The 23,815-nt window shown below is 71.6% G+C and carries 20 protein-coding genes; 11 read left to right on the top strand and 9 right to left on the bottom strand.

Annotated features, from left to right (window positions below):
• Positions 1–140: 140 nt before the first annotated feature.
• Positions 141–827, top strand: coding sequence for a DUF402 domain-containing protein (locus tag ACIQRW_RS02910; RefSeq protein WP_403753520.1), 687 nt, complete (start codon positions 141–143; stop codon positions 825–827).
• A 384-nt stretch (positions 828–1,211) separates the two neighbouring features.
• Positions 1,212–3,119, top strand: a complete 1,908-nt coding sequence (locus ACIQRW_RS02915) for an ATP-binding SpoIIE family protein phosphatase (RefSeq protein WP_210933612.1) — start codon at positions 1,212–1,214, stop codon at positions 3,117–3,119.
• Positions 3,120–3,187: 68 nt separating this feature from the next.
• Here ACIQRW_RS02915 and ACIQRW_RS02920 read toward each other — a convergent pair whose 3' ends face one another.
• Positions 3,188–5,422, bottom strand: a complete 2,235-nt coding sequence (locus ACIQRW_RS02920; RefSeq protein WP_403753523.1) for a transglycosylase domain-containing protein — start codon at positions 5,420–5,422, stop codon at positions 3,188–3,190.
• A gap of 239 nt (positions 5,423–5,661) precedes the next feature.
• On the opposite strand from ACIQRW_RS02920, the gene ACIQRW_RS02925 reads away from it, so the two are divergent.
• The 5 genes from ACIQRW_RS02925 (at position 5,662) to ACIQRW_RS02945 (ending at position 10,630) form a co-directional block, all read left to right on the top strand.
• The gene (locus ACIQRW_RS02925) at positions 5,662–6,633 is read left to right on the top strand and encodes an SPFH domain-containing protein (protein ID WP_403753526.1); all 972 of its coding nucleotides are present in this window, start codon (positions 5,662–5,664) and stop codon (positions 6,631–6,633) included.
• On the top strand, positions 6,630–6,914 hold the full coding sequence (locus ACIQRW_RS02930) for a hypothetical protein (protein WP_403753529.1): 285 nt from the start codon (positions 6,630–6,632) through the stop codon (positions 6,912–6,914). Before ACIQRW_RS02925 ends, ACIQRW_RS02930 begins: the two co-directional genes overlap by 4 nt.
• Before the next feature lie 124 nt (positions 6,915–7,038).
• Positions 7,039–7,563, top strand: a complete 525-nt coding sequence (locus ACIQRW_RS02935; RefSeq protein WP_403753532.1) for a PadR family transcriptional regulator — start codon at positions 7,039–7,041, stop codon at positions 7,561–7,563.
• Positions 7,560–8,246 (top strand): ABC transporter ATP-binding protein, encoded by a 687-nt coding sequence (locus ACIQRW_RS02940; RefSeq protein ID WP_097964847.1) that lies wholly within the window; start codon positions 7,560–7,562, stop codon positions 8,244–8,246. The genes ACIQRW_RS02935 and ACIQRW_RS02940 overlap by 4 nt, the downstream gene beginning before the upstream one ends.
• Positions 8,243–10,630 (top strand): ABC transporter permease, encoded by a 2,388-nt coding sequence (locus tag ACIQRW_RS02945; protein ID WP_403753535.1) that lies wholly within the window; start codon positions 8,243–8,245, stop codon positions 10,628–10,630. The genes ACIQRW_RS02940 and ACIQRW_RS02945 overlap by 4 nt, the downstream gene beginning before the upstream one ends.
• Before the next feature lie 68 nt (positions 10,631–10,698).
• Here ACIQRW_RS02945 and ACIQRW_RS02950 read toward each other — a convergent pair whose 3' ends face one another.
• Positions 10,699–11,685 (bottom strand): hydrogen peroxide-inducible genes activator, encoded by a 987-nt coding sequence (locus ACIQRW_RS02950; protein WP_403753538.1) that lies wholly within the window; start codon positions 11,683–11,685, stop codon positions 10,699–10,701.
• A 133-nt stretch (positions 11,686–11,818) separates the two neighbouring features.
• On the opposite strand from ACIQRW_RS02950, the gene ACIQRW_RS02955 reads away from it, so the two are divergent.
• Together ACIQRW_RS02955 and ACIQRW_RS02960 are read left to right on the top strand one after the other, a co-directional pair.
• Positions 11,819–12,373 (top strand): peroxiredoxin, encoded by a 555-nt coding sequence (locus ACIQRW_RS02955; protein WP_007452441.1) that lies wholly within the window; start codon positions 11,819–11,821, stop codon positions 12,371–12,373.
• 12 nt (positions 12,374–12,385) lie between these two features.
• Positions 12,386–12,919 (top strand): alkyl hydroperoxide reductase, encoded by a 534-nt coding sequence (locus ACIQRW_RS02960; protein WP_030561341.1) that lies wholly within the window; start codon positions 12,386–12,388, stop codon positions 12,917–12,919.
• A gap of 76 nt (positions 12,920–12,995) precedes the next feature.
• Here ACIQRW_RS02960 and ACIQRW_RS02965 read toward each other — a convergent pair whose 3' ends face one another.
• The 4 genes from ACIQRW_RS02965 to ACIQRW_RS02980 all read right to left on the bottom strand — a co-directional run bounded on the left by ACIQRW_RS02965 (position 12,996) and on the right by ACIQRW_RS02980 (position 18,143).
• Positions 12,996–14,396 carry an AI-2E family transporter gene (locus ACIQRW_RS02965; protein ID WP_403753542.1) on the bottom strand — a complete coding sequence of 467 codons (1,401 nt, stop codon included), beginning with the start codon at positions 14,394–14,396 and terminating at the stop codon, positions 12,996–12,998.
• Between the two features lie 166 nt (positions 14,397–14,562).
• Positions 14,563–15,276 (bottom strand): transglycosylase SLT domain-containing protein, encoded by a 714-nt coding sequence (locus tag ACIQRW_RS02970; protein WP_403753545.1) that lies wholly within the window; start codon positions 15,274–15,276, stop codon positions 14,563–14,565.
• A 389-nt stretch (positions 15,277–15,665) separates the two neighbouring features.
• On the bottom strand, positions 15,666–16,988 hold the full coding sequence (locus ACIQRW_RS02975; RefSeq protein ID WP_403753548.1) for a PhoH family protein: 1,323 nt from the start codon (positions 16,986–16,988) through the stop codon (positions 15,666–15,668).
• Positions 16,989–17,381: 393 nt separating this feature from the next.
• The gene (locus ACIQRW_RS02980) at positions 17,382–18,143 is read right to left on the bottom strand and encodes an isoprenyl transferase (RefSeq protein WP_073741104.1); all 762 of its coding nucleotides are present in this window, start codon (positions 18,141–18,143) and stop codon (positions 17,382–17,384) included.
• 262 nt (positions 18,144–18,405) lie between these two features.
• Between ACIQRW_RS02980 and mgrA the strand changes: the two genes are divergently transcribed.
• Both mgrA and ACIQRW_RS02990 read left to right on the top strand, forming a co-directional pair.
• Positions 18,406–19,455: an L-glyceraldehyde 3-phosphate reductase gene (mgrA, locus tag ACIQRW_RS02985; protein WP_403753551.1), complete on the top strand. Its 1,050-nt coding sequence runs from the start codon at positions 18,406–18,408 to the stop codon at positions 19,453–19,455.
• Between the two features lie 359 nt (positions 19,456–19,814).
• Positions 19,815–21,005, top strand: coding sequence for a winged helix DNA-binding domain-containing protein (locus ACIQRW_RS02990; RefSeq protein ID WP_403753553.1), 1,191 nt, complete (start codon positions 19,815–19,817; stop codon positions 21,003–21,005).
• Between the two features lie 211 nt (positions 21,006–21,216).
• On the opposite strand, the gene ACIQRW_RS02995 is transcribed toward ACIQRW_RS02990, so the two are convergent.
• The 3 genes from ACIQRW_RS02995 to ACIQRW_RS03005 form a co-directional block, all read right to left on the bottom strand.
• Positions 21,217–21,663 (bottom strand): hypothetical protein, encoded by a 447-nt coding sequence (locus tag ACIQRW_RS02995; RefSeq protein WP_215111852.1) that lies wholly within the window; start codon positions 21,661–21,663, stop codon positions 21,217–21,219.
• Between the two features lie 148 nt (positions 21,664–21,811).
• Positions 21,812–22,651, bottom strand: a complete 840-nt coding sequence (locus ACIQRW_RS03000; RefSeq protein ID WP_403753556.1) for a class I SAM-dependent methyltransferase — start codon at positions 22,649–22,651, stop codon at positions 21,812–21,814.
• 80 nt (positions 22,652–22,731) lie between these two features.
• On the bottom strand, positions 22,732–23,757 hold the full coding sequence (locus tag ACIQRW_RS03005; protein WP_403753559.1) for a prepilin peptidase: 1,026 nt from the start codon (positions 23,755–23,757) through the stop codon (positions 22,732–22,734).
• Positions 23,758–23,815: the final 58 nt, after the last annotated feature.

A 23,815-nucleotide genomic window follows, 5' to 3' on the forward strand; every position in this document is an offset into this window, starting at 1 on the left:
CGCGGGGCGGGGCGCCGGGTGACACCTGGGGTTGCGGTGACGCCCGGGAGTGCCCCGTGAGACCTGCGGGTGTCCGGCAGATCGGGACCGGGTGACCTGAGTCGCAGCGGGCCGGTGGGAGCGCTCCGTAAGATCTCTCCATGACAGGTACGGGAGAGTACGCACGCTGGGCGCCGGGGGACCAGATCCTCTGGCGCTACCGCGACAACGGCCGGGCCCACCGGACGGCCGGCGCCCCGCCCGTGCACATCTGCCGTCCGGTGACCGTCGTCCAGGACACCGACGAGCTGCTCGCCGTCTGGATGGCGCCCGGCACCGAATGCGTGCGGCCGGTGCTGGCCGACGGCACCCAGGTGCACGCCGAACCGCTGGCCACCCGCTACACAGCGCCGCGCACCACGGCCCGCTCGACCTGGTTCGGCTCGGGTGTGCTGAAGCTGGCCAGGCCCGGGGACCCGTGGTCGGTGTGGCTGTTCTGGGACCGGGGCTGGTTGTTCCGCAACTGGTACGTGAATCTGGAGGAGCCCCGGACCCGGTGGTCCGGAGGGGTGGATTCCGAGGATCACTTTCTCGACATCTCCGTGAACCCCGACCGGAGCTGGAAATGGCTCGACGAGGACGAGTTCGCCCAGGCTCAGCAGGTCGGTCTGATGGACCGGGAGACCGCGGCCCGGGTCCGGGAGGCGGGCCGCGCGGCGGTCGAGGTGATCACCGGGTGGGGGGCTCCGTTCCGGGACGGCTGGGAGCACTGGCGGCCCGATCCGCGGTGGCAGGTGCCGCCGCTGCCGGATGACTGGGACCGCACCCCTGCCCGTATGCCGTCGTGAGACCCTGGAGAGACCCTTCGGACGGTCCGGTCGGCAGGTCCGGTCGTACGGAGGGCTGATCGCCGCAACCAGCGGGCACCACACCGGAACTGACCACAAGTCACCACACCGGTCGTGCGGAGCGACGGGCCACGGACCCGGACGTTCCGCTCGGTCGCGGGAGCCACTACGAGGGGGTGGAGACGTGCACGCTGTCCGCTGCCCTCTCGCCGCGTGCGCCGCCGTCGGGGTCGCCTGTCGGCCATCTCCGCGGCGCTCGGTTTCGGCCCCTTCATCGGGGGCATCCGGTGACAGCCGTTGTTCTTCCCGCGCTTGCCGGGGCACAGTAGCGCCCCACGAGGTGACTGCCTCATACAACCGGCCCGGACGGACGGAATCCCACGCGTGACGGAGCACCCCACCTCCCACGAAGGCCGGCAGCCTCTGGCGGCCCGGCAGCAGGAGCGCACCCGGCCCCGGCAGCAGGACGCCGCGGCCGCGGCCGCCGCTGCCGCGGTCCCGGCTCCGGCCGCCGCGCCGAACCCGGGTCCAGGAGCGGCCGCCGTCGCCGAGGCGCAGGCGGCCACCCGCCGCGAGGGCGACCGGCTGCGGTTCGTCGGCGCGGCGACCCGGCGGATCGCCCGGGGCATAGACCTGGACGAGATCGTCCTCGGGCTGTGCCGGGCCAGCGTGCCGACGTTCTCCGACGCGATCCTGGTCTATCTGCGCGACCCGCTCCCGGTGGGCGACGAACGCCCGGTGAGCCCGTTCGTCCTGCGGCTGCGCCGCAGCGACCGGCTGCGCGTCAGCGACGAGGAGGGCGGCGAGGCGTCCGGCTCCGAGACCGAGCGGCTGCGTCCGCTGATCCTCGACCCGCAGGCCGATCTGATGCCGGCCGCCGAGCTGTGCGAGGTGCGGGCGGGCGGTGCGCTGGCCGAGGTGCTGCGCGGGGTGCGGCCGGTCTTCGGCGACTCCGCGGCGGCGCGGGCCGCCCTGCCGGAGCTGCTCGGCCCCGGCCGGTCCGTCCCCACCGGGCACCGGGCGATCCTCGCCCCGCTGCGCGGCCGGCGCCGGGTCATCGGGGCCGCGGTCTTCGTGCGCGGCACCGAGCGCACCCCGTTCGAGGCCAGCGATCTGCTGGTCGCGGCGCAACTGGCGACGCACACCGCGCTCGGCATCGACAAGGCCGTGCTGTACGGGCGCGAGGCCTATATCGCCGACGAGTTGCAGCGCACGATGCTGCCCGACTCGCTCCCCCAGCCCACCGGCGTCCGGCTCGCCTCGCGCTACCTCCCGGCGGCCGAGACGGCCCGGGTCGGCGGCGACTGGTACGACGCGATCCCGCTGCCCGGCAGCCGGGTCGCCCTGGTCGTCGGCGATGTGATGGGCCACTCCATGACGTCGGCGGCGATCATGGGCCAGCTCCGGACGACGGCGCAGACCCTGGCGCAGCTCGACCTGCCGCCGCAGGAGGTCCTGCACCACCTGGACGAGCAGGCGCAGCGCCTGGGCAGCGACCGGATGGCGACCTGCCTGTACGCGGTCTACGATCCGGTCGCGCACCGGATCACCATCGCCAACGCCGGACACCCGCCGCCCGTGCTGCTGCACCTGGGCGGGCGGGCCGAGGTGCTGGTGGTGCCGCCGGGCGCCCCGATCGGGGTGGGTGGCGTCGACTTCGAGGCCGTCGAGCTGGACGCCCCGGCCGGCGCCACGCTGCTCCTCTACACCGACGGTCTGGTGGAGTCGCGGCTGCGGGACGTGTGGACGGGCATCGAGCAGCTGCGGGAGCGCCTCGCGGCGACCGCGCAGCTCACCGGCCCGGACCACTCGCCGCCGCTGGAGGCCCTCTGCGACGACGTGCTGGACATGCTCGGCCCGGGTGACCGGGACGACGACATCGCGCTGCTCGCCGCCCGCTTCGACGGGATCGCGCCGAGCGACGTGGCGTACTGGTACCTGGAGCCGGAGGACGCGGCTCCGGGCCGGGCCCGCCGACTGGCCCGGCGGGCGCTGAGCCGCTGGGGTCTTGACGACCTGGCCGACGAGGTGGAGCTGCTCGTCAGCGAGGTGGTCACCAACGCGGTGCGCTATGCGGAGCGGCCGGTGACGCTGCGGCTGCTGCGGACCGACATCCTGCGCTGCGAGGTCGGCGACGACTCCCCGCAGTTGCCCCGGCAGCGCCGGGCGCGGGAGACGGACGAGGGTGGACGTGGGCTGTTCCTGGTCAACCGGCTCGCCCGGCGGTGGGGGGCGACACGTCTTTCGACGGGCAAGGTCGTCTGGTTCGAGATGGCGACCCGGGGGCAGTGAGGAGCCCGCCGCGGGCGGCATGACAGGAGGGGCGGGCCCGCGGGCCCGCCCCTCCTGTCGTCACGGCCTCACTGTCCGAGCAGTCCGTTGCCGCCCGGCCGTTCGCCCGGCCGGCCGTCGTCCTCCCCGGGCTGGGGCGGCACCTCCGGGCTCGTGGGGGGCGTGGTGGGAGGCGTACTGCTGGGCGAGGGCGGAGGCGTCGACGACGACGGGGTGTCGCTGGGCGTCCCGCTCGGCGTCTCGGAGGGGGTGTCCGACGGGGTCGGCTCCTCGGACGGGGTGGGTTCCTCGGAGGGCGTCTCGGAAGGCGTCGGCGGGGCGGGCACCTCGCCGCGCTCCACGTCCTGGAGGTCGAACGTCTTGTCGGACCCGCCGCCGAGGGCGCCGAGGGTGTAGTCGGCCCAGATCCTGGCCGGGAAGCCGCTGCCGCTGGCGCGGCCGGAGTTGGCCGTACCGGTCAGGGAGACCTGCTTACGGCCGCCGTCACCCTCGCCGAAGAGGGCCACGACCGTGGTCAGCTCCGGGGTGTACCCGGCGAACCAGGCCGACTTGTTGTCCTCGGAGGTGCCGGTCTTGGCCGCCGCGTCGTAGGCGGGGCTGTTGGCCGCGCCCCCGGAACCGGCGTCGACGACCCCGGTGAGCCCCTTGGTCACGGTGTCGGCCGAGGCGCGGCTGATGACCTGCTCCCGCTTGGGCTTCTCGGCGTTCACCGTGCGGTCGCGGTGCTCGGCGGACTGGAGGATGTGCGGGGTGACCTTCCGGCCGTGGTTGTCGAGCGTGGCGTACACGCCGGCCATGTCCCAGGTCGAGGCGTTCATGGTGCCGAGGGTGACGGCGGGGCGCTCGGGGAAGTTCTTGTCCGGTACGCCGAGGGCGAGCGCGGTCTCCTTCACGGCGGCGGGCGTCACGTCGACGATCATCTGCGCGAAGACGGAGTTGACCGAGCTGTTCAAGGCCTTCTGGACGGAGACCGGACCGTAACTGCGGTCGTCCTGGTTCTGCGGGGCGAACGGGGTGTCGCTGCCGACGACCGGCCGCTTGCTGGTGCCGTCGTAGATGGTGTTGAGCCCGATCAGGCTGCCGTCCTGCGTCTTCGACTCGTTCTCCAGGGCCGATGCGAGCACCAGCGGCTTGAAGGTGGAGGCGGGCTGGTAGTCCTGGCGGGTGGCGTTGCTGATGTAGTGCTTGATGTAGTCCTCGCCGCCGTACAGGGCGACGACCTTGCCGGTCTTCGGGTCGACGGAGGTGGCGCCGGCCTGGACGGTGGCGTCGACCTTGTTGCCCTCGCGGTCGAGCTTGGACTCCAGCTGGTCGTCCACCGACTTCTCCAGCGCCTTCTGGCGCTTCTTGTCGACGGTGAGGGTGAAGGTCCAGCCGCCCGCGTCGCGGTCCTCGGCGGAGACACCCTGCTTCTCCAGCTCCTTGTTGGCGGCCTCGACGAGATAGCCGGCCTGGCCCTCCATGCCCTGCGCGGGCTTGGGCTTCTGGGGGACGGGGAACTCCAGGCCGGCCTTCTCGGACTCGGTCAGCCACTTCATCTCGACCATGTTGCGCAGGGTGTAGGCCCAGCGCTCCTTGACCAGCTTCTTGCCGGTGTCGGTGGCCGAGTTCCAGTCGTACTGGCTGGGGGCCTGGAGGACGGAGGCGAGGTAGGCGCCCTGCGAGGCGTTCAGGTCCTTGGCGTCGATGCCGTAGTACGCCTGGGCGGCGGCCTGGATGCCGCTCGCGCCGCGCCCGTAGTAGGCGGTGTTGATGTACCCGGCGAGGATCTCGTCCTTGGACTTCTGCTGGTCGATCTTGAGCGAGATCACCAGTTCCTTGAGCTTGCGGCTCACGGTGGGGTCCTGCGTCAGGTAGAAGTTCTTCACGTACTGCTGGGTGATGGTCGAGCCGCCCTGCTTGCCCTTGCCGCTGACGGTGTTGAGGAGGGCGCGGGTGGTGCCCTTGAGGTCGACGCCCTGGTCCTTGTAGAAGGACTTGTTCTCGGCGGCGACGAAGGCGTGCTGCACCTTCTTGGGTACCTCGTCCAGGTCGACGATCTGGCGGTTGACGCCCTTGCCGGTCCGGGCGAGGACCGAGCCGTCGCTGTACTGGTAGACGTTGCTCTGCCGCTCCGCCATGGCGTTGGCGGCGGGGACGTCGACGTACACATAGAGCGCCCCGAAGGCCCCCATGCCCAGCAGGACGATCCCGAAGACCGCGCCCAGCAGCTTCTTCCACGTGAAGAGTCTGCGTATGCCGCCGCTCTTCTGGCCCCTGCGCGACTCCCGCGCCTGGGCTCGTCGCGCATCCGCTCGACCCATTGGTGTGTTGCTCCCGCTTCTCTGCTCGACCGGCTCGCTCGGTTTCCTCAGTTCGCTCAGACCTGCCAGCTAACACCGCCGACGGGGACAAAAGACAAGCGATCCGGTCTTTTACGGACGTGAGAATCAGCACCCGTTCCCTAGGAACCGACTCCCCAGGGGTGGACAAGGTTGCGAAAGTCATTAATGTGTAATCACATTGCTAGCGCGGTGCGAGACCGCGCCGAACGGGGGATCCCATGACCGCACAGCACGACGACCACCGCCCGGGCACACCGGCCGACGACCTCGCGATCGATGCCCCCGATATGCCCGCACCCCAGGTCAGGGAGGTCACGGCGCACTCCATCCCGGGCGGCGTCGGCCTGCTCCTGACCGTGGTCGGGGTGTTCGCCGGAGTCGGCCTCGCCATCATCGGCGGGGTGATCGGGGCGGGCGGAAACAACGCGGTCGGCGTCCCGCTCTTCATCGTCGGGGTGCTCCTGGTGATCACCTCGTTCTTCTGTATGAGCGGTGTGAAGATGGTCGCTCCGGGCGAGGCCCGGGTGATCCAGCTCTTCGGCCGGTACGTCGGCACCATCCGCGCCGACGGGCTCCGCTGGATCAACCCGCTGACCTCCAGCCGCAAGATCTCCACCCGCGTCCGCAACCACGAGACCGCCGTCCTCAAGGTCAACGACGCCTACGGCAACCCGATCGAGCTGGCCGCGATCGTCGTCTGGAAGGTCGAGGACACCGCCCAGGCCCTCTTCGAGGTCGACGACTTCCTGGAGTTCGTCGCCACCCAGACCGAGGCGGCGGTGCGGCACATCGCCATCGAGTACCCGTACGACGCCCACGAGGAGGACGGCCTCTCGCTGCGCGGCAACGCGGAGGAGATCACCGAGAAGCTGGCCGTCGAGCTGACCGCCCGGGTGAAGGCCGCGGGCGTCCTCATCATCGAGTCGCGCTTCAGCCACCTCGCGTACGCCCCCGAGATCGCCTCCGCCATGCTCCAGCGCCAGCAGGCCGGCGCGGTGGTCGCGGCCCGCCAGCAGATCGTCGAGGGCGCGGTGGGCATGGTCGAGATGGCGCTGGCCCGGATCGCCGAGCAGGACATCGTGGAGCTGGACTCCGAACGGAAGGCGGCCATGGTCAGCAATCTGATGGTGGTGCTGTGCGGTGACCGCGCGGCCCAGCCGGTCCTCAACACGGGCTCCCTCTACCAGTGACCGACCAGACGCCTCCCCGGCGGACACCGCCGTCCCGGTCGCGGCAGCGCAAGCAGATGCTGCTGCGGCTGGACCCCGCGGTGCACGACGCACTCGCCCGCTGGGCCTCCGACGAACTGCGCAGCGCCAACGCGCAGATCGAGTTCCTGCTGCGGCGGGCGCTCGCGGAGGCGGGCCGGCTGCCGGGGGCCGCGCGTCCGATCGCCCGCCGGGGGCGGCCGCCCAAACAGCCGCCGGAGGGGCCGGAAACCCCGCCGGAGTCCGGGGCGAGCACACCGTAGCCCCCGCCCGGAGCCGATATCCAGGACGACCCGTAGCACCCCGACCCCGGTCCGCCCCAAGGGCCGGGGTCGCTTTCCGGACGCGTATACACGGTAGGTATACACACCGTGTACAGTTCCTCTCATGTCTATCGGTCACACCCTCCTCGGGCTCCTGGAGTCCGGCCCCCGACACGGCTACGACCTGAAGCGGACCTTCGACGAGAAGTTCGGCCAGGACCGCCCGCTCCACTACGGCCAGGTCTATTCGACGATGTCCCGGCTCCTGAAGAACGGACTCGTCGAGGTCGACGGCGTCGAGAGCGAAGGAGGCCCCGAGCGCAAGCGGTACGCCATCACCGACGCCGGGATCACCGATGTCTCGCACTGGCTGGCCCAGCCGGAGAAGCCGGAGCCCTACCTCCAGTCGACGCTCTACACCAAGGTCGTCCTGGCGCTCCTGACCGGCCGCAGCGCGGCCGATCTGCTGGACACCCAGCGCTCGGCGCACCTGCGGATGATGCGTATCCTCACCGACCGCAAACGTCAGGGTGACCTCGCCGACCAGTTGATCTGCGACCACGCCCTGTTCCACCTGGAAGCCGATCTGCGCTGGCTGGAACTGACCTCCGCCCGTGTCGACCAGCTCGCCAAGGTGGTGGCTCCGTGATTCCCGAAGGCTCCCTTCTCGCCGCGCACGATCTGCGCAAGACCTACGGCTCGACGCCCGCCCTGGACGGCGCGTCGTTCTCCGTGCACCCCGGCGAGGTCGTCGCCGTGATGGGCCCCTCCGGCTCCGGCAAGTCGACCCTGCTGCACTGCCTGGCCGGGATCATCACGCCCGACTCCGGCACCATCACCTACGCGGGCCGCGAGCTGTCCGCGATGTCGGACGCCGAGCGCAGCGCCCTGCGGCGCAGCGACTTCGGCTTCGTCTTCCAGTTCGGCCAGCTCGTCCCGGAGCTGACCTGTGTGGAGAACGTCGCCCTGCCGCTGCGGCTGAACGGCGTCAGGCGCAAGGCCGCCGAGCGCACCGCCCTGGAGTGGATGGAGCGCCTGGAGGTCGACGACCTCGGCGCCAAGCGCCCCGGCGAGGTCTCCGGCGGGCAGGGCCAGCGGGTCGCCGTGGCCCGTGCGCTGGCCGCGTCGCCGAAGGTGATCTTCGCCGACGAGCCGACCGGTGCGCTGGACTCCCTCAACGGCGAGCGGGTGATGGAGCTGCTCACCGAGGCCGCCCGTTCCGCCAACGTCGCCGTGGTCCTGGTGACCCACGAGGCCCGCGTCGCCGCCTACTCCGACCGTGACGTCACCGTGCGCGACGGCCGGGCCCGCGACATGGAGCACGCCGTATGACGCTGCTCGAAGAAAGGCGACCCGTGGCGCCACCGCGTCCGCCGGCGCCCTCGCGGGGCGCGGTGACCCTCCGCGACCTCGGTCTCGGCATCCGGTTCGCCGCCGCCGGGGGCCGCGAGGGCTGGATCCGTACGCTGCTGACCGCCGTCGGCGTCGGCCTCGGCGTCGCCCTGCTGCTGCTCGCCTCCTCCGTACCGCATCTGCTCGACGAGCGGAACGCGCGCGAGCAGGCCCGCAGCGAGGCCCGGATCTCCGACTCGCCCGACGCGAACGCCGCGAAGTCGGACAGCTCGGTGCTGCGGATCAACACGACCACCGAGTACCACGACCGGACCGTCGAGGGCTATCTGATGCGCCCCGACGGCTCGAAGCCCGTCCTGCCGCCGGGGGTCGACCGCTTCCCCGCGCCGGACACGATGGTCGTCTCCCCCGCCCTGCGGGAGCTGCTCGACGAGCCGGGCAACGAGCTGCTGCGGGAGCGGCTGTCGTACGAGATCACCGGCACGATCGGGGATGCGGGGCTGCGCTCCCCCAATGAACTCCTCTACTACGCGGGCAGCGACACCCTGACGCCGGCCAACGGCGGCCACCGGGTCGCCGCGTACGGCGACGACCGCCAGGGCGACCCCCTCCCGCCCCTGCTGATCGTGCTCGTCATCATGGTCTGCGTCGTGCTGCTGGCGCCGGTCGCAATCTTCATCGCCACCGCCGTGCGCTTCGGCGGCGACCGGCGCGACCGACGGCTGGCCGCGCTGCGCCTGGTCGGCGCGGACATCCGGACGACCCGGCGGATCGCCGCCGGGGAGGCGCTGTTCGGCGCACTGCTCGGGCTGCTGTTCGGCCTGGCGTTCTTCCTGGTGGGCCGGCAGTTCGTCGGCGCGGTGGAGATCTGGGACGTCAGCGCGTTCCCGGCCGACCTGGCGCCCGACCTCCGGCTGGCGTCGCTGATCGCGGCGGCCGTGCCGCTGACCGCCGTCCTCGTCACCCTGGTGGCGATGCGGTCCGTGGTGATCGAGCCGCTCGGCGTCGTGCGCCGGGGTCGCGACCGGGGACGCCGCCTGTGGTGGCGGCTGCCGGTGCCGCTGGCGGGTCTCGTGGTGCTCGCGCTCTGGGGCCGGGTCGAGGAGTACGCCCCGGTGAACCCGTTCCCGATCACCGCGGGCGCCGTGCTGGTGCTGTTCGGGCTCGCCCTGCTGCTGCCCTGGCTGGTCGAGTCCTGTGTGAACCGGCTGCGCGGCGGCCCGGTGCCCTGGCAGCTCGCCACCCGCAGGCTCCAGTTGAGCAGCGGGGCCGCGTCCCGCGCGGTCAGCGGGGTCACCGTGGCGGTGGCGGGGGCGATCGCCCTGCAGATGCTGTTCGCCTCGATGAACGCCGACTTCAACCGGATGACGGGCCAGGACCCCACCCGGGCACAGTTCGCCGGCTACTCCGAGAACGTCACGGGCGAGGGGGCCACCGCGGCCATCGAGCAGTTCCGTGCCACCAAGGGCGTGGAGGTGGTCATCGGCTCGGTGGAGGCGTACGCCTCCAAGCCGGGCGACTATGCCGAGGACGAGGTCCAGCCCACCACCTCGCTGACCGTCGGCACCTGCGAGACCCTGCGCGAGCTGGCCCGGATCGGCGCCTGCGCGGACGGCGACACGTTCGTCGTCCACCCGAAGGACGACAAGGACATGACGGCCTGGGTCGACGAGACCGCCCGCAAGGGCGAGGTGGTCGAGATCGGCTCCGGGAAGAAGCCGATGCGGTGGACGCTGCCCGCCGACTCCCGGACCGTGACGGGCCGCACCGACCCGATGGGCGACCCCCACTGGGGAATCATGGCCACCATCGGCGCCCTCGACGCGGGCAAGCTGCCCAACGCCTTGATCACCACCCAGATCCGGGTCGACCGGAGCGTGCCGGACGTCGCCGAGCACGTACGCAACACGGCGGCCAGGATCGACCCCGGGATGCGCTTCGTCACGATCGAATCGGTGGAACGCAACCGCCAGTACGCCAGCATCCAGACCGGGCTCCAGGTGGGCGCGAGCGCGGTGCTACTGCTGATCGCCCTGTCGATGCTGGTCTCCCAGCTGGAGCAGTTGCGTGAGCGCAGGCGGCTGCTGTCGGTGCTGGTCGCCTTCGGAACCCGGCGCTCCACGCTCGGCTGGTCGGTGCTGTGGCAGACCGCCGTGCCGGTGGTGCTCGGTCTGGCGGTGGCGGTCGCGGGCGGTCTGGGCCTCGGGGCGATGCTCGTCCACCTGATCGAGAAGGAGATCTCCGACTGGTGGCTGTTCTGGCCGATGGCGGGGGTCGGGGGCGCGCTGATCCTGCTGGTCACGCTGTTGTCGCTGCCGCCGCTGTGGCGCATGATGCGCCCGGACGGACTGCGCACCGAGTGACACCCGCCTGATCCGCGTACGGACGGCCGGGGCCCCTGTTCCCAGGGGGCCCGGCTGTCCGTACGCTCTCAAGCGCCTTCCGCCACCAGCCGTACCGGCAGCGGCTCCATCGCCTCGCGCAGGGCGCCCGCGAACTCCTCGAACTCGCCTCCCCGCGCCGATCCCGTCCGCATCGCCAGCGCCACCCGCCGGGTGGGGGCCGGGTCCGCGAAGTACCCGGTGGCCAGCGCCTCGTTGCGGCCGGTCTCCACCGTCACCGCGGTCCGGGGCAGCAGCGTCACCCCGAGCCCGCCGGCCACCAGCTGGACCAGGGTGGAGAGCCCGGCGGCGGTCGTGGTCACCGGCGCGCCCTCGGTGCGGCCCGCCTCACGGCAGATGTCCAGGGCCTGGTCGCGCAGGCAGTGCCCCTCGTCCAGGAGCAGCAACGGCAGTTCGCGCAGTGCGTCGCGCGGGATGTCCGCCCGGCCGCCGAGCCAGTGGTCCTGCTCCATGACCAGCACGAAGTCCTCGTCGAACAACGGGATCTCGGTGACTCCCGGCACGCCGAGCGGCACGGCGAGCAGCAGCAGGTCCAGCCGCCCGGCGGCGAGACCCTCCAGCAGTGAGGAGGTCTGCTCCTCGTGGACCTGGAGGTCGAGGTCCACGTACCGCTCGTGGACGAGGCGGAGCACGGTGGGCAGCAGATACGGGGCGACGGTGGGGATCACGCCGAGCCGGAGCACTCCGGTGAACGGGGCCCGGACCGCCTCCGCCTCCTCCATCAGCGCGGCGACGGCCTCCAGCACCGCCCCGGCCCGCACCGCGAGCCGCTCTCCCGCGGGCGAGAGCAGCACCTTGCGCGTCGTACGCTCGATGAGCCGGACACCCAGTGCCTCCTCCAGGGTGGACACCGCTCCGGAGAGTGCGGGCTGACTCATCCCGATTGCTGCCGCCGCGTCCCGGAAGTGCAGATGCTCCGCCACGGCCGTGAAGGCGCGCAGCTGCGAAAGACTGGGCTGCTTACCGGCCGACTTACCGGACTGCTTGGGGCGTATGCCCTGATTACCCTGGCCCACTGATAGGCACCTCCGATCATCTCGACCGAGTGTAGCTATTTCCGTGATCAATGCACTCTGTGCCAAGGTGGAGTTCGTCCAACCCTCAGGAACGCCCCCAAAAGGGGAGTTCCAGACGTTGCAAGGAGAGCGCGTGCTCACTGTCGGTGACAAGTTCCCCGAGTTCGACCTGACTGCTTGTGTTTCGCTGGAGAGCGGCAAGGAGTTCGAGCAGATCAACCACAAGACCTACGAGGGCAAGTGGAAGATCGTCTTCGCGTGGCCGAAGGACTTCACCTTCGTGTGCCCCACCGAGATCGCCGCCTTCGGCAAGCTGAACGAGGAGTTCGCGGACCGCGACGCCCAGGTCCTCGGCTTCTCCGGTGACTCCGAGTTCGTGCACCACGCCTGGCGCAAGGACCACCCGGACCTGACCGACCTGCCCTTCCCGATGCTGGCCGACTCGAAGCACGAGCTCATGCGCGACCTCGGCATCGAGGGCGAGGACGGCTTCGCCCAGCGCGCCGTCTTCATCGTCGACCAGAACAACGAGATCCAGTTCACGATGGTGACCGCCGGTTCCGTGGGCCGTAACCCCAAGGAGGTCCTGCGGGTCCTCGACGCCCTGCAGACCGACGAGCTGTGCCCGTGCAACTGGACCAAGGGCGAGAACACCCTCGACCCGGTCGCGCTCCTCTCGGGCGAGTGAGCTGATACCGACATGGCTCTCGACGAACTGAAGTCCGCCATACCGGACTTCGCCAAGGACCTGAAGCTGAACCTCGGCTCGGTCATCGGCAACAGCGACCTCCCGAAGCAGCAGCTGTGGGGCACCGTGCTGGCCTGCGCGATCGCCTCGCGTTCGCCGAAGGTGCTGCGCGAGCTGGAGCCCGAGGCGAAGGCCAACCTCTCCGCCGAGGCGTACACCGCGGCGAAGTCGGCGGCCGCGATCATGGCGATGAACAACGTCTTCTACCGGACCCGGCACCTGCTGTCGGACCCGGAGTACGGCACGCTCCGCGCGGGCCTGCGGATGAACGTCATCGGCAACCCGGGCGTGGAGAAGGTCGACTTCGAGCTGTGGTCGCTCGCCGTCTCCGCGATCAACGGCTGCGGCCAGTGCCTGGACTCCCACGAGCAGGTGCTGCGCAAGGCCGGCGTGGACCGTGAGACCATTCAGGAAGCCGTCAAGGTCGCTTCGGTGATCCAGGCGGTCGGTGTGACCCTCGACGCCGAGGCCGTACTCGCCGAGTAGTGACACCGCACCACCCCTGATACGAGAAGAGCCCCGAGGACGACCGACCGTCCCCGGGGCTCTTCTTTTCCTATCCCTACTCCTGCGGAGGCTTGTTCTCCTGCGGAGGCTTGTTCTCCCTCGCGGGTTCACCCGGCGGTTCCTGCGGACCCGGGGGCGCGGGCGCGGCGTGTGCCGGGCTCATGGACAGGGCGGTGGCCCCGTGGTTGCCGCCCCGCTCGCCCGGTTCCCCGTACGAGCGCAGATAGCCGACCACCGTGTTGATCACGGCGACCAGCGGTACGGCGACCACCGCGCCGCCGATGCCCGCAACCAGACCGCCGGTCGCCACCGCGAGGACCACCGCGAGCGGATGCACCCGGACGGCGCGGCCGAGGATGAACGGCTGCAGGATGTGGCCCTCGATCTGCTGCACCGCCAGGACCACCACCAGCGCCCACAGCGCGGTCCACACCCCCTCGGTGACCAGGGCGACGACCACCGCGAGTGCCCCGGAGACCACGGCGCCGACGAGCGGGATGAAGGCGAACAGGAAGATGAAGACGGCCAGGGGCACGGCGAGCGGCACGTTGAGGACGTAGAGGCCGAACCCGATGAAGATGGCGTCGATCAGGGCGACGAGCACCGTGCCGCGCACATACGCGGTCAGGGTGCGCCAGGCGCGCGGCCCGGCGCCGGCGACCCCGGGGCGGGCCGCGGCGGGCACCAGCTTGAGCGACCACTCCCAGATGCGCCGGCCGTCGTAGAGCAGGAACAGCGTGGAGAACATCGCCAGCAGCAGCCCGGTGAGGAACTCCACCATCACGGTGACGCCCTGGAGCCCGGCGGAGGTGATCTCCTCGGTGTTGGTGCCGATGGTGTCGCTGAGGTTCTTGGCGATGTCGTTGATCTGCGACTCGGTGACGTGGAAGGGGCTGTCGAGCGCCCAGCGCTTCAACTCGTCGATGCCGTCGCGGACCCGGTCGGAGAGCGTGTCGAGGTTGTCCATCACCTGCCACACCACGAACCAGCCGACCAGTCCGATGATGACGAACCCGAGCACGGCGGTCACGGCCGTGGCGAGCCCGTGGGGCAGCCCGAACCGCTTGAGCCGGACCACGGTCGGCTGGAGCATCGCGGTGACGAGCAGCGCGGCGGCGAAGGCCAGCACCACGAGCTGGACCGCGCTGATCACCCGCATCAGCACCCAGAGCGTCCCCGCGAGGACGAGGAGGCGCCAGCCGGCCTCGGCGGCGACCCGCATCCCCCACGGGATCGCCGCCACCGGATCCGGCTTGGCGGCGACCGAGGGGGCGTACGAGGGCGGCGCGGGCACCTGCCCGGCGGCGTCGTCCTCCGCGACGGCGGGGGCCCCTCGCGCCGTGAGGGGGTCGTCGTCGTCATCGGCGGCGGCGCGCGCCCGCCGCTCGTCCAGTCGCGCACCCAGTTCCGTCAGTTCGGACCCGAAGCGGCCCAGCCAGCCCGGCAGTTTCGACATGCTTGCTTTCCTTCCCCCATCTTCGCCACCCAGCGCTCCGCAGCGTTTCCCAACGCTTCCCGGGACCGCCAGGATGCGACCGTACACGCGCGAGGCCCCCCACCGTCTGGACGGTGGGGGGCCTCGCGAGGTCGAGAGGGCGGTCCGTGGACTTCGCCCGCTCTCTCTAATACCAGTTGTTGGCCTGCCAGAAGGACCAGGCGCCGCACGGGCTGCCGTAACGGCCGTCCATGTAGCTGAGGCCCCACTTGATCTGGGTGGCCGGGTTGGTCTGCCAGTCGGCGCCGGCGGACGACATCTTGTGACCCGGGAGCGCCTGCATCAGACCGTACGCCCCGGAGGACGGGTTGCTCGCACGGTAGTTCCAGGTCGACTCGTGGTTCACGATGTTGCTGAAGCACTGGAACTGGTCCGCGGGGACCATCTGACGGGCCATCGCCTTGACGTCGGCCACGCTGTAGGAGCCCTGCGCGGAGAACGAGGCGGCGTCGCGGACGGAAGAACGGCTGGCGCGCTCGGCTTCTTCCTTCTTCTTCTTCTCCGCCTCGCGCTCGGCCTCGAGCCGGTCCTCGGCGGCCTGCTTCTTGGACTTGGCGTCCTTGGCTGCCTGGAGGCGGGCCGACTCCTCGGCCGACTTCTTCGCGGCGGCGTCGGCGGCGGATGCCTGGGCATCGGCCTGCTGCGTCAGCGAAGCGGTCTGGACCTGGGCCTGCTGGCCCGCGGGGATGTCTGCGAGCAGCGTGGTGTCGGCTGCGGCCGCCTCGAAGTTGTTGTCGTCGACGGCAGGTGTGCCGCCCGCAGCAACGCCTACGACGGCGCCAACGGTGGTGACCGCGGTGGCGGATGCCACGGCGAACCCCCGGACCGAGATCCGGCTCACATGGTGTCCTTCCAGCATCGCCCGCTTAGGTGACCTCGCGGGCGCGTTCGTGCCCCTGACACTGGCCTCCCTACTGCGTGGGTCACGGGAGGCACGGGCCCGATGGGCAACCCCGGTGAGGGGGCTGCCGCGTGGTGCTCGCGGGCGGCATACGGGCGTCTTGTGTTGAGTTGTGTGGTGCGTGGCGCCTCTGGAGGTGCCCAAGTGCCGTATGCGGGGCCTGACGGAAGCAAGACTCTGCCGGACGGGAGCGCCGGGAGGCAATTCTGTCTTGCGTGGGAAAGGTCACACCCCGTTTGGCCCCTCGGCTTTTCGGAAATGACGGCGCAGCACAATGCCGCCCGGCTAAGCTCCTTGGCTCGCCGGGCGGCATCAAAGGGACATGCGTGTCAGATGTGGCCTTCCTCCAGCATTTCGGTCACCAGCGCGGCGATCTGCGAACGCTCCGACCGTGTGAGCGTGACGTGGGCGAACAGCGGATGGCCCTTCAGCTTCTCGACGACGGCGACGACTCCGTCGTACCGGCCGACCCGGAGGTTGTCCCGCTGGGCGACGTCGTGGGTGAGCACGACACGCGAGTTCGCCCCGATTCGGGACAACACGGTCAGCAGGACGTTCCGTTCGAGCGACTGCGCCTCGTCGACGATCACGAACGCGTCGTGCAGGGACCGGCCGCGGATGTGGGTGAGCGGCAGGACCTCCAGCATCCCGCGCCCGAGCACCTCCTCGATGACCTCGCGCCCGGCGACCGCCGAGAGCGTGTCGAAGACCGCCTGCGCCCAGGGGCTCATCTTCTCGGCCTCGCTGCCGGGGAGATAGCCGAGCTCCTGCCCGCCCACCGCGTACAGCGGGCGGAAGACCATCACCTTCTTGTGCTGCTGGCGCTCCAGCACCGCCTCCAGGCCCGCACAGAGGGCCAGCGCCGACTTGCCGGTGCCGGCCCGGCCGCCCAGCGACACGATGCCGACGTCGGAGTCGAGGAGGAGGTCGAGGGCGATCCGCTGCTCGGCGCTGCGCCCGTGGATGCCGAAGGCCTCCCGGTCGCCCCGCACGAGCCGTACGTTGCCCTCGGCCGTCACCCGGCCGAGCGCCTTGCCGCGCTCGGACTGGAGGACCAGACCGGTGTGCACGGGCAGTTCGGCGGCCTCGGGTACGTACAGCGTCTCCTCACTGAACAGCAGGTCGATCTGTTCCCCGGCGAGGGACAGTTCGCTCATGCCGGTCCAGCCGGAGTCCGTGATGGCGAGCTCCGCGCGGTACTCCTCGGCGAGGAGGCCAACGGAGGAGGCCTTGATACGGAGCGGGAGGTCCTTGGAGACGACCGTGACGTCGTACCCCTCGGCCTGGAGGTTGCGTGCGACCGCGAGGATCCGTGAGTCGTTGTCCCCCAACCGGTAGCCGGCGGGCAGGACGCCGGGATCGGAGTGGTTGAGCTCGACGCGGAGCGTCCCGCCCAGATCCCCGAGCGGGATCGGGGCGTCCAGCCGGCCGTACCGGACCCGGAAGTCGTCCAGCAGGCGCAGGGCCTGCCGGGCGAAGTAGCCGAGCTCGGGGTGATGCCGTTTGGCCTCCAGTTCCGTGACCACCACGATCGGGAGCACGACTTCGTGCTCGTCGAAGCGGGCCATGGCACCGGGATCGGCCAGCAGGACGCTGGTGTCGAGAACGTATGTACGCCGGTCGGGCATGCGGCGCTTGCTGCTGGTCACCACGGAAGGACGTACCCCCTCGGACGAGGTCGGGGAGTGCGACGGACGGTCGCGGAGCTTCCCGAAGGGAGAGGACGGACCGGGATCGGGCCCCTGTGCGCGGGCCGGACCACGGCCACCGCGTCGGCCGCAGACTGTCTACGGTCCTTCGTGTGCAAAGGGCCTCCCGGGCGAGCGGTCTTGGCACCGCTCACTTGGATGCGACATCCGCCTGGTTGATGACCGGACGTCGACCTGACAGGGGTATTCCCTTTTCCGCGCGAAGCCATGCCGCCGCATATGACACGGTGTGGAAAAGTCCTGGTGGACGCGCGATGGCGCGCTTGCGTACGCGTACACGCGCGATGGCTCCCCTATATAGAGGAGCCATCGGCCGAACGGGCGGCAGGAGGGTGTTCAGGCGCCGTAGCGGCGGTGGCGGGCGGCGTAGTCGCGCAGCGCCCGGAGGAAGTCGACCTTGCGGAAGGCCGGCCAGAACACCTCGCAGAAGTAGTACTCCGAGTGGGCGCTCTGCCAGAGCATGAAGCCCGAGAGCCGCTGCTCGCCGCTCGTCCGGATCACCAGGTCGGGGTCGGGCTGGCCCCGGGTGTAGAGGTGCTCGGAGATCAGGTCGGTGGAGACGACCTCGGCCAGTTCCTCGAAGGTCGTGCCCTTCTCCGAGTGCTCCAGGAGCAGGGAGCGCACCGCGTCCGCGATCTCCTGGCGGCCACCGTAGCCGACCGCGACATTGACGATTATTCCGTCGATGTCGGACGTCGCCTCCTGCGCCTCCTTGAGCACCGACTGCGTCTCCGGCGGAAGCAGGTCGAGCGTGCCGACGTGGTGGACGCGCCAGCGCCCGTCCGCGGCGAGGTTGCGCACGGTGTTCTCGATGATGCCGAGCAGCGGCTTCAGCTCGTGCTCGGGGCGGTCGAAGTTGTCCGTGGACAGCATCCAGAGGGTGACGACCTCGACATCGGTCTCACTGCACCAGCCGAGCAGCTCGGAGATCTTGTCCGCACCGGCCTGGTGGCCCTGCACGGCCGATCCGCCGGACGCCTTGGCCCAGCGCCGGTTGCCGTCGAGGATGACCCCGATGTGCTTCGGCACCTGGTCGTGGTCCAGACGGCCTCCCACCCGGCGCGCGTAGAGCCTGTACACCAGGTCGCGGAAGTTCACTGCGTTCACCCTCTCGGTTCCGTACGGGCCCGGGGCCCGCCCTCCCCGTCGCCGGGGGTCCGGGGGCCGTCCCCCGCGGGGGATCGCCGCACGGTCTGCGCCGCCCGCACGATCCCTCGGCGGTCCGCACCCCTACCACTGGCACGGCCACGCGGGCCTTCGCCGCGCCGCACATCGGCATTCCCCGAAGCCGCCACATTACTGCGATCGGGTCACGGGGGCCCAACCCGGTCTGTCACAACTCCGTGATAAGGAATGAAACGTGACTGATTACCTCTCCCCCGACCTGCACTACCGCGCCGCCGGTTCGCGCTACGACTCCATGGAGTACCGCCGGACCGGGCGCAGCGGCCTCAAGCTGCCCGCCCTCTCGCTGGGCCTGTGGCACAACTTCGGCGACGACCGGGCCCTGGACTCCCAGCGGGCGATTCTGCGCCGCGCCTTCGATCTCGGGGTCACCCATTTCGATCTGGCCAACAACTACGGCCCGCCGCCCGGCTCGGCCGAGCTGAACTTCGGCAAGCTCTTCGCCCAGGATTTCGCTCCGTACCGTGACGAACTGGTCATTTCCACCAAGGCCGGTTATCTGATGCACCCCGGCCCGTACGGCGAGTGGGGCTCCCGGAAGTACCTGCTGTCCTCGCTCGACGCCTCCCTGAAGCGGATGGGCCTCGATCACGTCGACGTCTTCTACTCGCACCGCTTCGACCCGCACACCCCGCTGGAGGAGACGATGGGCGCCCTGGCGTCCGCCGTCCAGCAGGGCAAGGCGCTGTACGTGGGCGTCTCCTCGTACAACGCGGAGCAGACCGCCGAGGCGGCCGGGCTGCTCAGGGAGATGGGCGTGCCGGCACTGATCCACCAGCCGTCCTACTCCATGATCAACCGCTGGATCGAGGACGACGGGCTGCTCGACACCCTGGAGGCGGCCGGGATGGGCTGCATCTCCTTCGTGCCGCTCGCCCAGGGCCTGCTCACCAACAAGTATCTGAAGGGCATTCCGGAGGGCTCGCGCGCCACCCAGGGCAAGTCCCTCGACCCGGGCCTGCTCTCCGACGAGGTGGTCCGCCGGCTCAACGGGCTCAACGACATCGCGCGCGGCCGCGGTCAGTCGCTCGCGCAGCTCGCCATCGCGTGGGTGCTGCGCGACAGCCGGATGACCTCGGCGCTGATCGGGGCGTCGAGCGTGAAGCAGCTGGAGGAGAACGTGGCGGCCCTCGCGGGCCCGGCGCTGACCGCCGACGAGCTGAAGGAGATCGATGCGTTCGCCGTGGACACGGCGGGCACGAACATCTGGGCCGGTCGCAGCTGACGTCGGCTCGACGGGGCCTGCGCACCGGGAAGAACGGGAGCGCCTCGGGGGCGCGCGGCGCCGCCGTCGGCCCGTAAAAAAACGGGCCGGTCCGTGGGGGGGGATACGGACCGGCCCGAGGGGGGGTTTCCACCATAACCCTTCGTAAGTACTGCCGCGTGCCGCGCCACTCCACAATTACTCTCCGGATTCACCGGACTGCGCTCCGGGCAGGGCGGCGGACGCCCGTCGGGCCCCGGAGCCGCCCGGTACCGGCCCCGGTATCGGCCCCGGGATCGAGGGGTCGCGGTAGGGCGTCGGCTTGACGCCGTACGCGACAGAGGACGGAACCTGACCTCTGAGGGCTCTAGCTTCGAGGCATGACGACGCGATCCCGTGCGACTGCGACAACGACAGAGACCGTGAGCTGGACCGGGGCGAACGCCCGGAGGCTGGCCCGCCAGCACCTCCACCCGGGTGCCGCCACCACGTCGCCCATCGCCACCCCCGGCGCGGCGGTGGCCTCGATGCTCGGCGCGCACGCCCAGGTGCTGTCGGCGGCCGAGCTGTCCGTGGGGCTGCGCGGGGACGGACTGACCCGCACGGACGTCCGTACGGCTCTGTGGACCGACCGGACCCTGGTCAAGACGTTCGGACCGCGCGGCACGGTCCACCTGCTGCCCGCGGCGGACCTGCCGCTGTGGACCGGGGCCCTGTCCGCCGTGCCGGCGGGCAAGAACCCCTTCTCCAAGGACGCCCGGATGACCCCGGACCAGGTGGAGGCGGTCGTCGCGGCCGTCGCGGAGGCGCTGACCGGGGCGGAGCTCACGATCGACGAACTCTCCGAGGAGGTCGTCGCGCGGACCGGGCCGTGGGCCGGGGACCTGGTGATGCCCGGATTCCAGACGATGTGGCCGCGCTGGCGGCAGGTCCTGCACCTGGCCGGCCACCGCGGCGCCCTCGTGTACGCCCCGAACCGGGGGCGGAAGGCGACGTACACCAACCCCGGGTGCACCCCGCTGCCCGGCCCCGGGGCGCCGGCCGCCCTGATCGAGCGGTATCTGCGCGCTTACGGGCCGGCCACCTCCGCCCACTTCGCCCGCTGGCTCGCCGCGCCGAAGCCCTGGGCGGCCGAACAGTTCGCCGCGCTGGCGGCGGCGGGGGCGATCGAGGAGGTGATGTTCGCGGACGCGGGTCCGGCGTGGGTGGTCGCGGGCGACACGGACTTCCCGGCGTCACCGGTGCGCGGCGTGCGCCTGCTCCCGTACTTCGACGCGTTCACCATCGCCTCCCAGCCCCGTGAGCGGCTGTTCCCGGGGGCGGCGTACGAGCGGGCTCTCGCGGGCGGGCAGGCGGGGAACTTCCCGGTGCTGTTGGTGGACGGCACGGTGGCCGGCGTCTGGCACCTGCGCCGCTCGGGCCGCCGGATCGCGGTGACGGTGGAGCCGCTGGAGCCCCTGCCGCCGGCCGGGCTGCGCGCGCTGGAGGAGCAGGTGGAACGGGTCGCCGCGATCATGGAGGGGACGGCGGAACTGACGGTCGGCCCGGTGACGGTGGGGCCGCACGCGTAGGCGCCGGGGGCGGGTTCACTCGGGTGTACGGGGGTGCGTGGCGTGTGCGGGTCAACGGCGGGGCGCGCGGGTCAGGGGCGGGCCTCGTCGGTCAGCGGCGGGGCACGTGGATCAGGGGCGGGACTCGTCGGTCAGCGGCGGAACTCGTGGGTCAGGGGCGGGGCTCGTGGGTCAGGGGCGGGGCTCGTGGGTCAGGGGCGGGACTCGCGGGTCAGGGGCGGGGCTCGAAGCGGATTGCCATCGTGTCCCCGGCGACCACCACGAAGTCCCCTTCCTCGCACCGGATGACGGCCTGGAGCACCTCCCCGCCGGCATCCCTCAGCTCCTGGGTGCCCACGACCGTCCACGCTCCCCCGTAAGGCACCGGCGGGAGGAGGGCGGGCGGGGCGTGCTGCCACCGGCTCGCCGGTACGCACCAGTCGGGCAGCCTCGGCCAGGCGCCCGGGGTGACGTGCAGCGTCCGGTCGGAGGCGCAGGTCAGCAGGACGGACTGGTCGTCCGAGAGGACGAACTCGACGGCCTCCGGCTCGCCCGCCCGGCCCTCGGGCCGGTAGTAGACCCCGAGGACGGCGGTGATCCTGGCCCCCGTGAGCCAGTCGGCGTTGCCGTGCCGCGCGCGCCCCGCGGGCGCCGCGCAGTCTTCCCTCTCCAGGGTCATGACCGCTCCCCCTCCTTCGCTGTGCCCTTCGCTGTGCGTGCGTCCCGTCGAGTAGGACGGCCGCCCGCACCATCCCGTTGCCTCCGGGGCAAGGCTGAACTGGCGTACGGGGTAGGCGGGTTGACCGGCGACCCGGTCCCGGCCGCCGTCACCGGGGCTTGCGGGCCTCGATCAGGAAGCGGGCGGTGCGGGCGCGGAACGGTCCTTCCGCCTCGATCTGCCGGTGCAGTGCGGCCAGTTGGGGCCGGTACCGCTCGACGGTGAAGCCGGGGACCATCCAGATAACCTTGCGCAGGAAGTAGACCACCGCGCCGATGTCGTGGAACTCGGTGCGCAGGGTCTCGGAGCGCAGGTCCACCACGTCGAGTCCGGCCGCCGTCGCGGCGGCTCGCGCGTCCTCCGGGTGCCGGCCGCGGCGGACCTCGGGCGGCTGGGGGCCGAGGAAGTACTCGACGAGTTCGAAGACGCTGGCCGGGCCGACCTGCTGCGAGAAGTACGTGCCGCCGGGGGCGAGGACCCGCGCGATCTCCTCCCACCACGTGGTGACCGGATGGCGGCTGACCACGAGGTCGAAGGCGGCGTCCCCGAAGGGCAGCGGCGGCTCGTCCGCGTCGGCGACGACGACCGCCCCGAGCGGGTGCAGGAGGGCGGTGGCGCGGGCGATGTTGGGCGGCCAGGCCTCCGTGGCCACGGTGACCGGCGGGAGCTTCGGCGCGGCGGCCAGGACCTCGCCGCCCCCGGTCTGGAGGTCGAGCGCGGCGTGGGCCCGGCCGAGGCGGTCGGCCATCGCGCGGGCGTACCCCCAGGATGGGCGCTCCTCGGTGGCCCGGCCCTCCAGCCAGGAGAAGTCCCAGCCGTCCACGGACACGGCGTCGGCCTCGGCGACGAGGGCCTCGAACCGGTCGCGGGAGGCCGGGGAGTCGAAGGGGAGGGGGGCGGGGACGGCAGCGGGGGCAGGGCCGGGGACGGGTTCGGATGGTTCGGGCATACGGGAATCGTGTCAGGCGGACCCGGAGCACGCGAACGGATTCCGCGCCCGTGCGGGCGCCCGCACGAGGGGCCCCGTTCTCACCCGGCCAGGGCCCCCAGCAGCAGGCCGGTCAGCGCCCCGCCGATCATGAACGGGCCGAACGGGATGCCGGTCCTGCGCCCCGCCCGGCGCAGGAGCACCAGGGCGAGTCCGTACGCCGCCCCGAACAGGAACCCGGCGAACCCGCCCACGAACAGCACGGTCCAGCCGTACCAGCCGAGGGCCACGCCCAGGGCGAGGGCGAGCTTCACATCGCCGAAGCCCATGCCGTTCGGGTTGATCAGGAAGAGCAGGAAGTAGAAGCCGCCGAGGGCCAGGCCGCCCAGCAGGCCGGAGGTCCAGGACCCCGCGTGCCCGGGGAGCAGTGCGGCGCCGCCGAGCAGCAGGACGGCTGCGGCCGCCAGGGGCAGGGTCAGCGGGTCGGGCAGCCGGTGGACCCGCCGGTCGACGACGGCCAGGAGCACGGCGACGGGGGTCAGCGCCAGCCATCCGATGAGCTCGGGCCTGGCCCCGGTGGCGGCGGCGAGCGCGACACAGGCGACCACGGTGACCAGGGGGGCGAGGACACCGGGGGCGTAAGCGGCGGACGGGGCGGGAGTGGCGGCTCCCGTGTCGCGGCTCGCCTCGGCGGAGCCGGGGGGCCCGGTATCGCGGCTCGCTTCGGCGGAGGCGGGGGGCCCGGTATCGCGGCTCGCTTCGGCGGAGGCGGGGGGTCCGGTATCGCGGCTCGCTTCGGCGGAGGCGGGGGGTCCGGTATCGCGGCTCGCTTCGGCGGGGGCGGCCCCGGGACCGGTGCCCGGTCGGCCGTCGCCCGGCAGGCCGGTCTCGGGGCCCGTGCCGGTGTGGGCCCCGGGCGCGGCCGGCGTTCCCGGGGCGGCGGCGCAGGGCGCGCACCGGGCCGGTCCCAGCCAGCCCCGGACCGGGCCGGTGAGCGGATGCCCCGCGGGGCACGCCGTACGCCAGCGCTCCTCCGGCTCGACGGCGAAACGGTAGGCGGCACGCGGGATCAGCAGTCCGGTGACGGCACCCCAGACCGCGGCGAGGGCGAGCAGCACGGCGTCCACGGAACGACCCTAATGGGCCGTGGGAACAGGGGTCTTGGGTCCGGGGACCCAAGCGCGG

Origin of the sequence: Streptomyces sp. NPDC091287 (assembly GCF_044768525.1) — a bacterium.
GTDB lineage: Bacteria > Actinomycetota > Actinomycetes > Streptomycetales > Streptomycetaceae > Streptomyces.

Coding starts and splice junctions, on each gene's coding strand:
- ACIQRW_RS02935 (WP_403753532.1), top strand. CDS start 7,039: ATGTCTATCGGTCACACCCTCCTCGGGCTCCTGGAGTCCGGCCCCCGA.
- ACIQRW_RS02995 (WP_215111852.1), bottom strand. CDS start 21,663: ATGACCCTGGAGAGGGAAGACTGCGCGGCGCCCGCGGGGCGCGCGCGG.
- ACIQRW_RS02960 (WP_030561341.1), top strand. CDS start 12,386: ATGGCTCTCGACGAACTGAAGTCCGCCATACCGGACTTCGCCAAGGAC.
- ACIQRW_RS02910 (WP_403753520.1), top strand. CDS start 141: ATGACAGGTACGGGAGAGTACGCACGCTGGGCGCCGGGGGACCAGATC.
- ACIQRW_RS02925 (WP_403753526.1), top strand. CDS start 5,662: ATGACCGCACAGCACGACGACCACCGCCCGGGCACACCGGCCGACGAC.
- ACIQRW_RS02990 (WP_403753553.1), top strand. CDS start 19,815: ATGACGACGCGATCCCGTGCGACTGCGACAACGACAGAGACCGTGAGC.
- ACIQRW_RS02945 (WP_403753535.1), top strand. CDS start 8,243: ATGACGCTGCTCGAAGAAAGGCGACCCGTGGCGCCACCGCGTCCGCCG.
- ACIQRW_RS02920 (WP_403753523.1), bottom strand. CDS start 5,422: ATGGGTCGAGCGGATGCGCGACGAGCCCAGGCGCGGGAGTCGCGCAGG.
- ACIQRW_RS02965 (WP_403753542.1), bottom strand. CDS start 14,396: ATGTCGAAACTGCCGGGCTGGCTGGGCCGCTTCGGGTCCGAACTGACG.
- ACIQRW_RS03000 (WP_403753556.1), bottom strand. CDS start 22,651: ATGCCCGAACCATCCGAACCCGTCCCCGGCCCTGCCCCCGCTGCCGTC.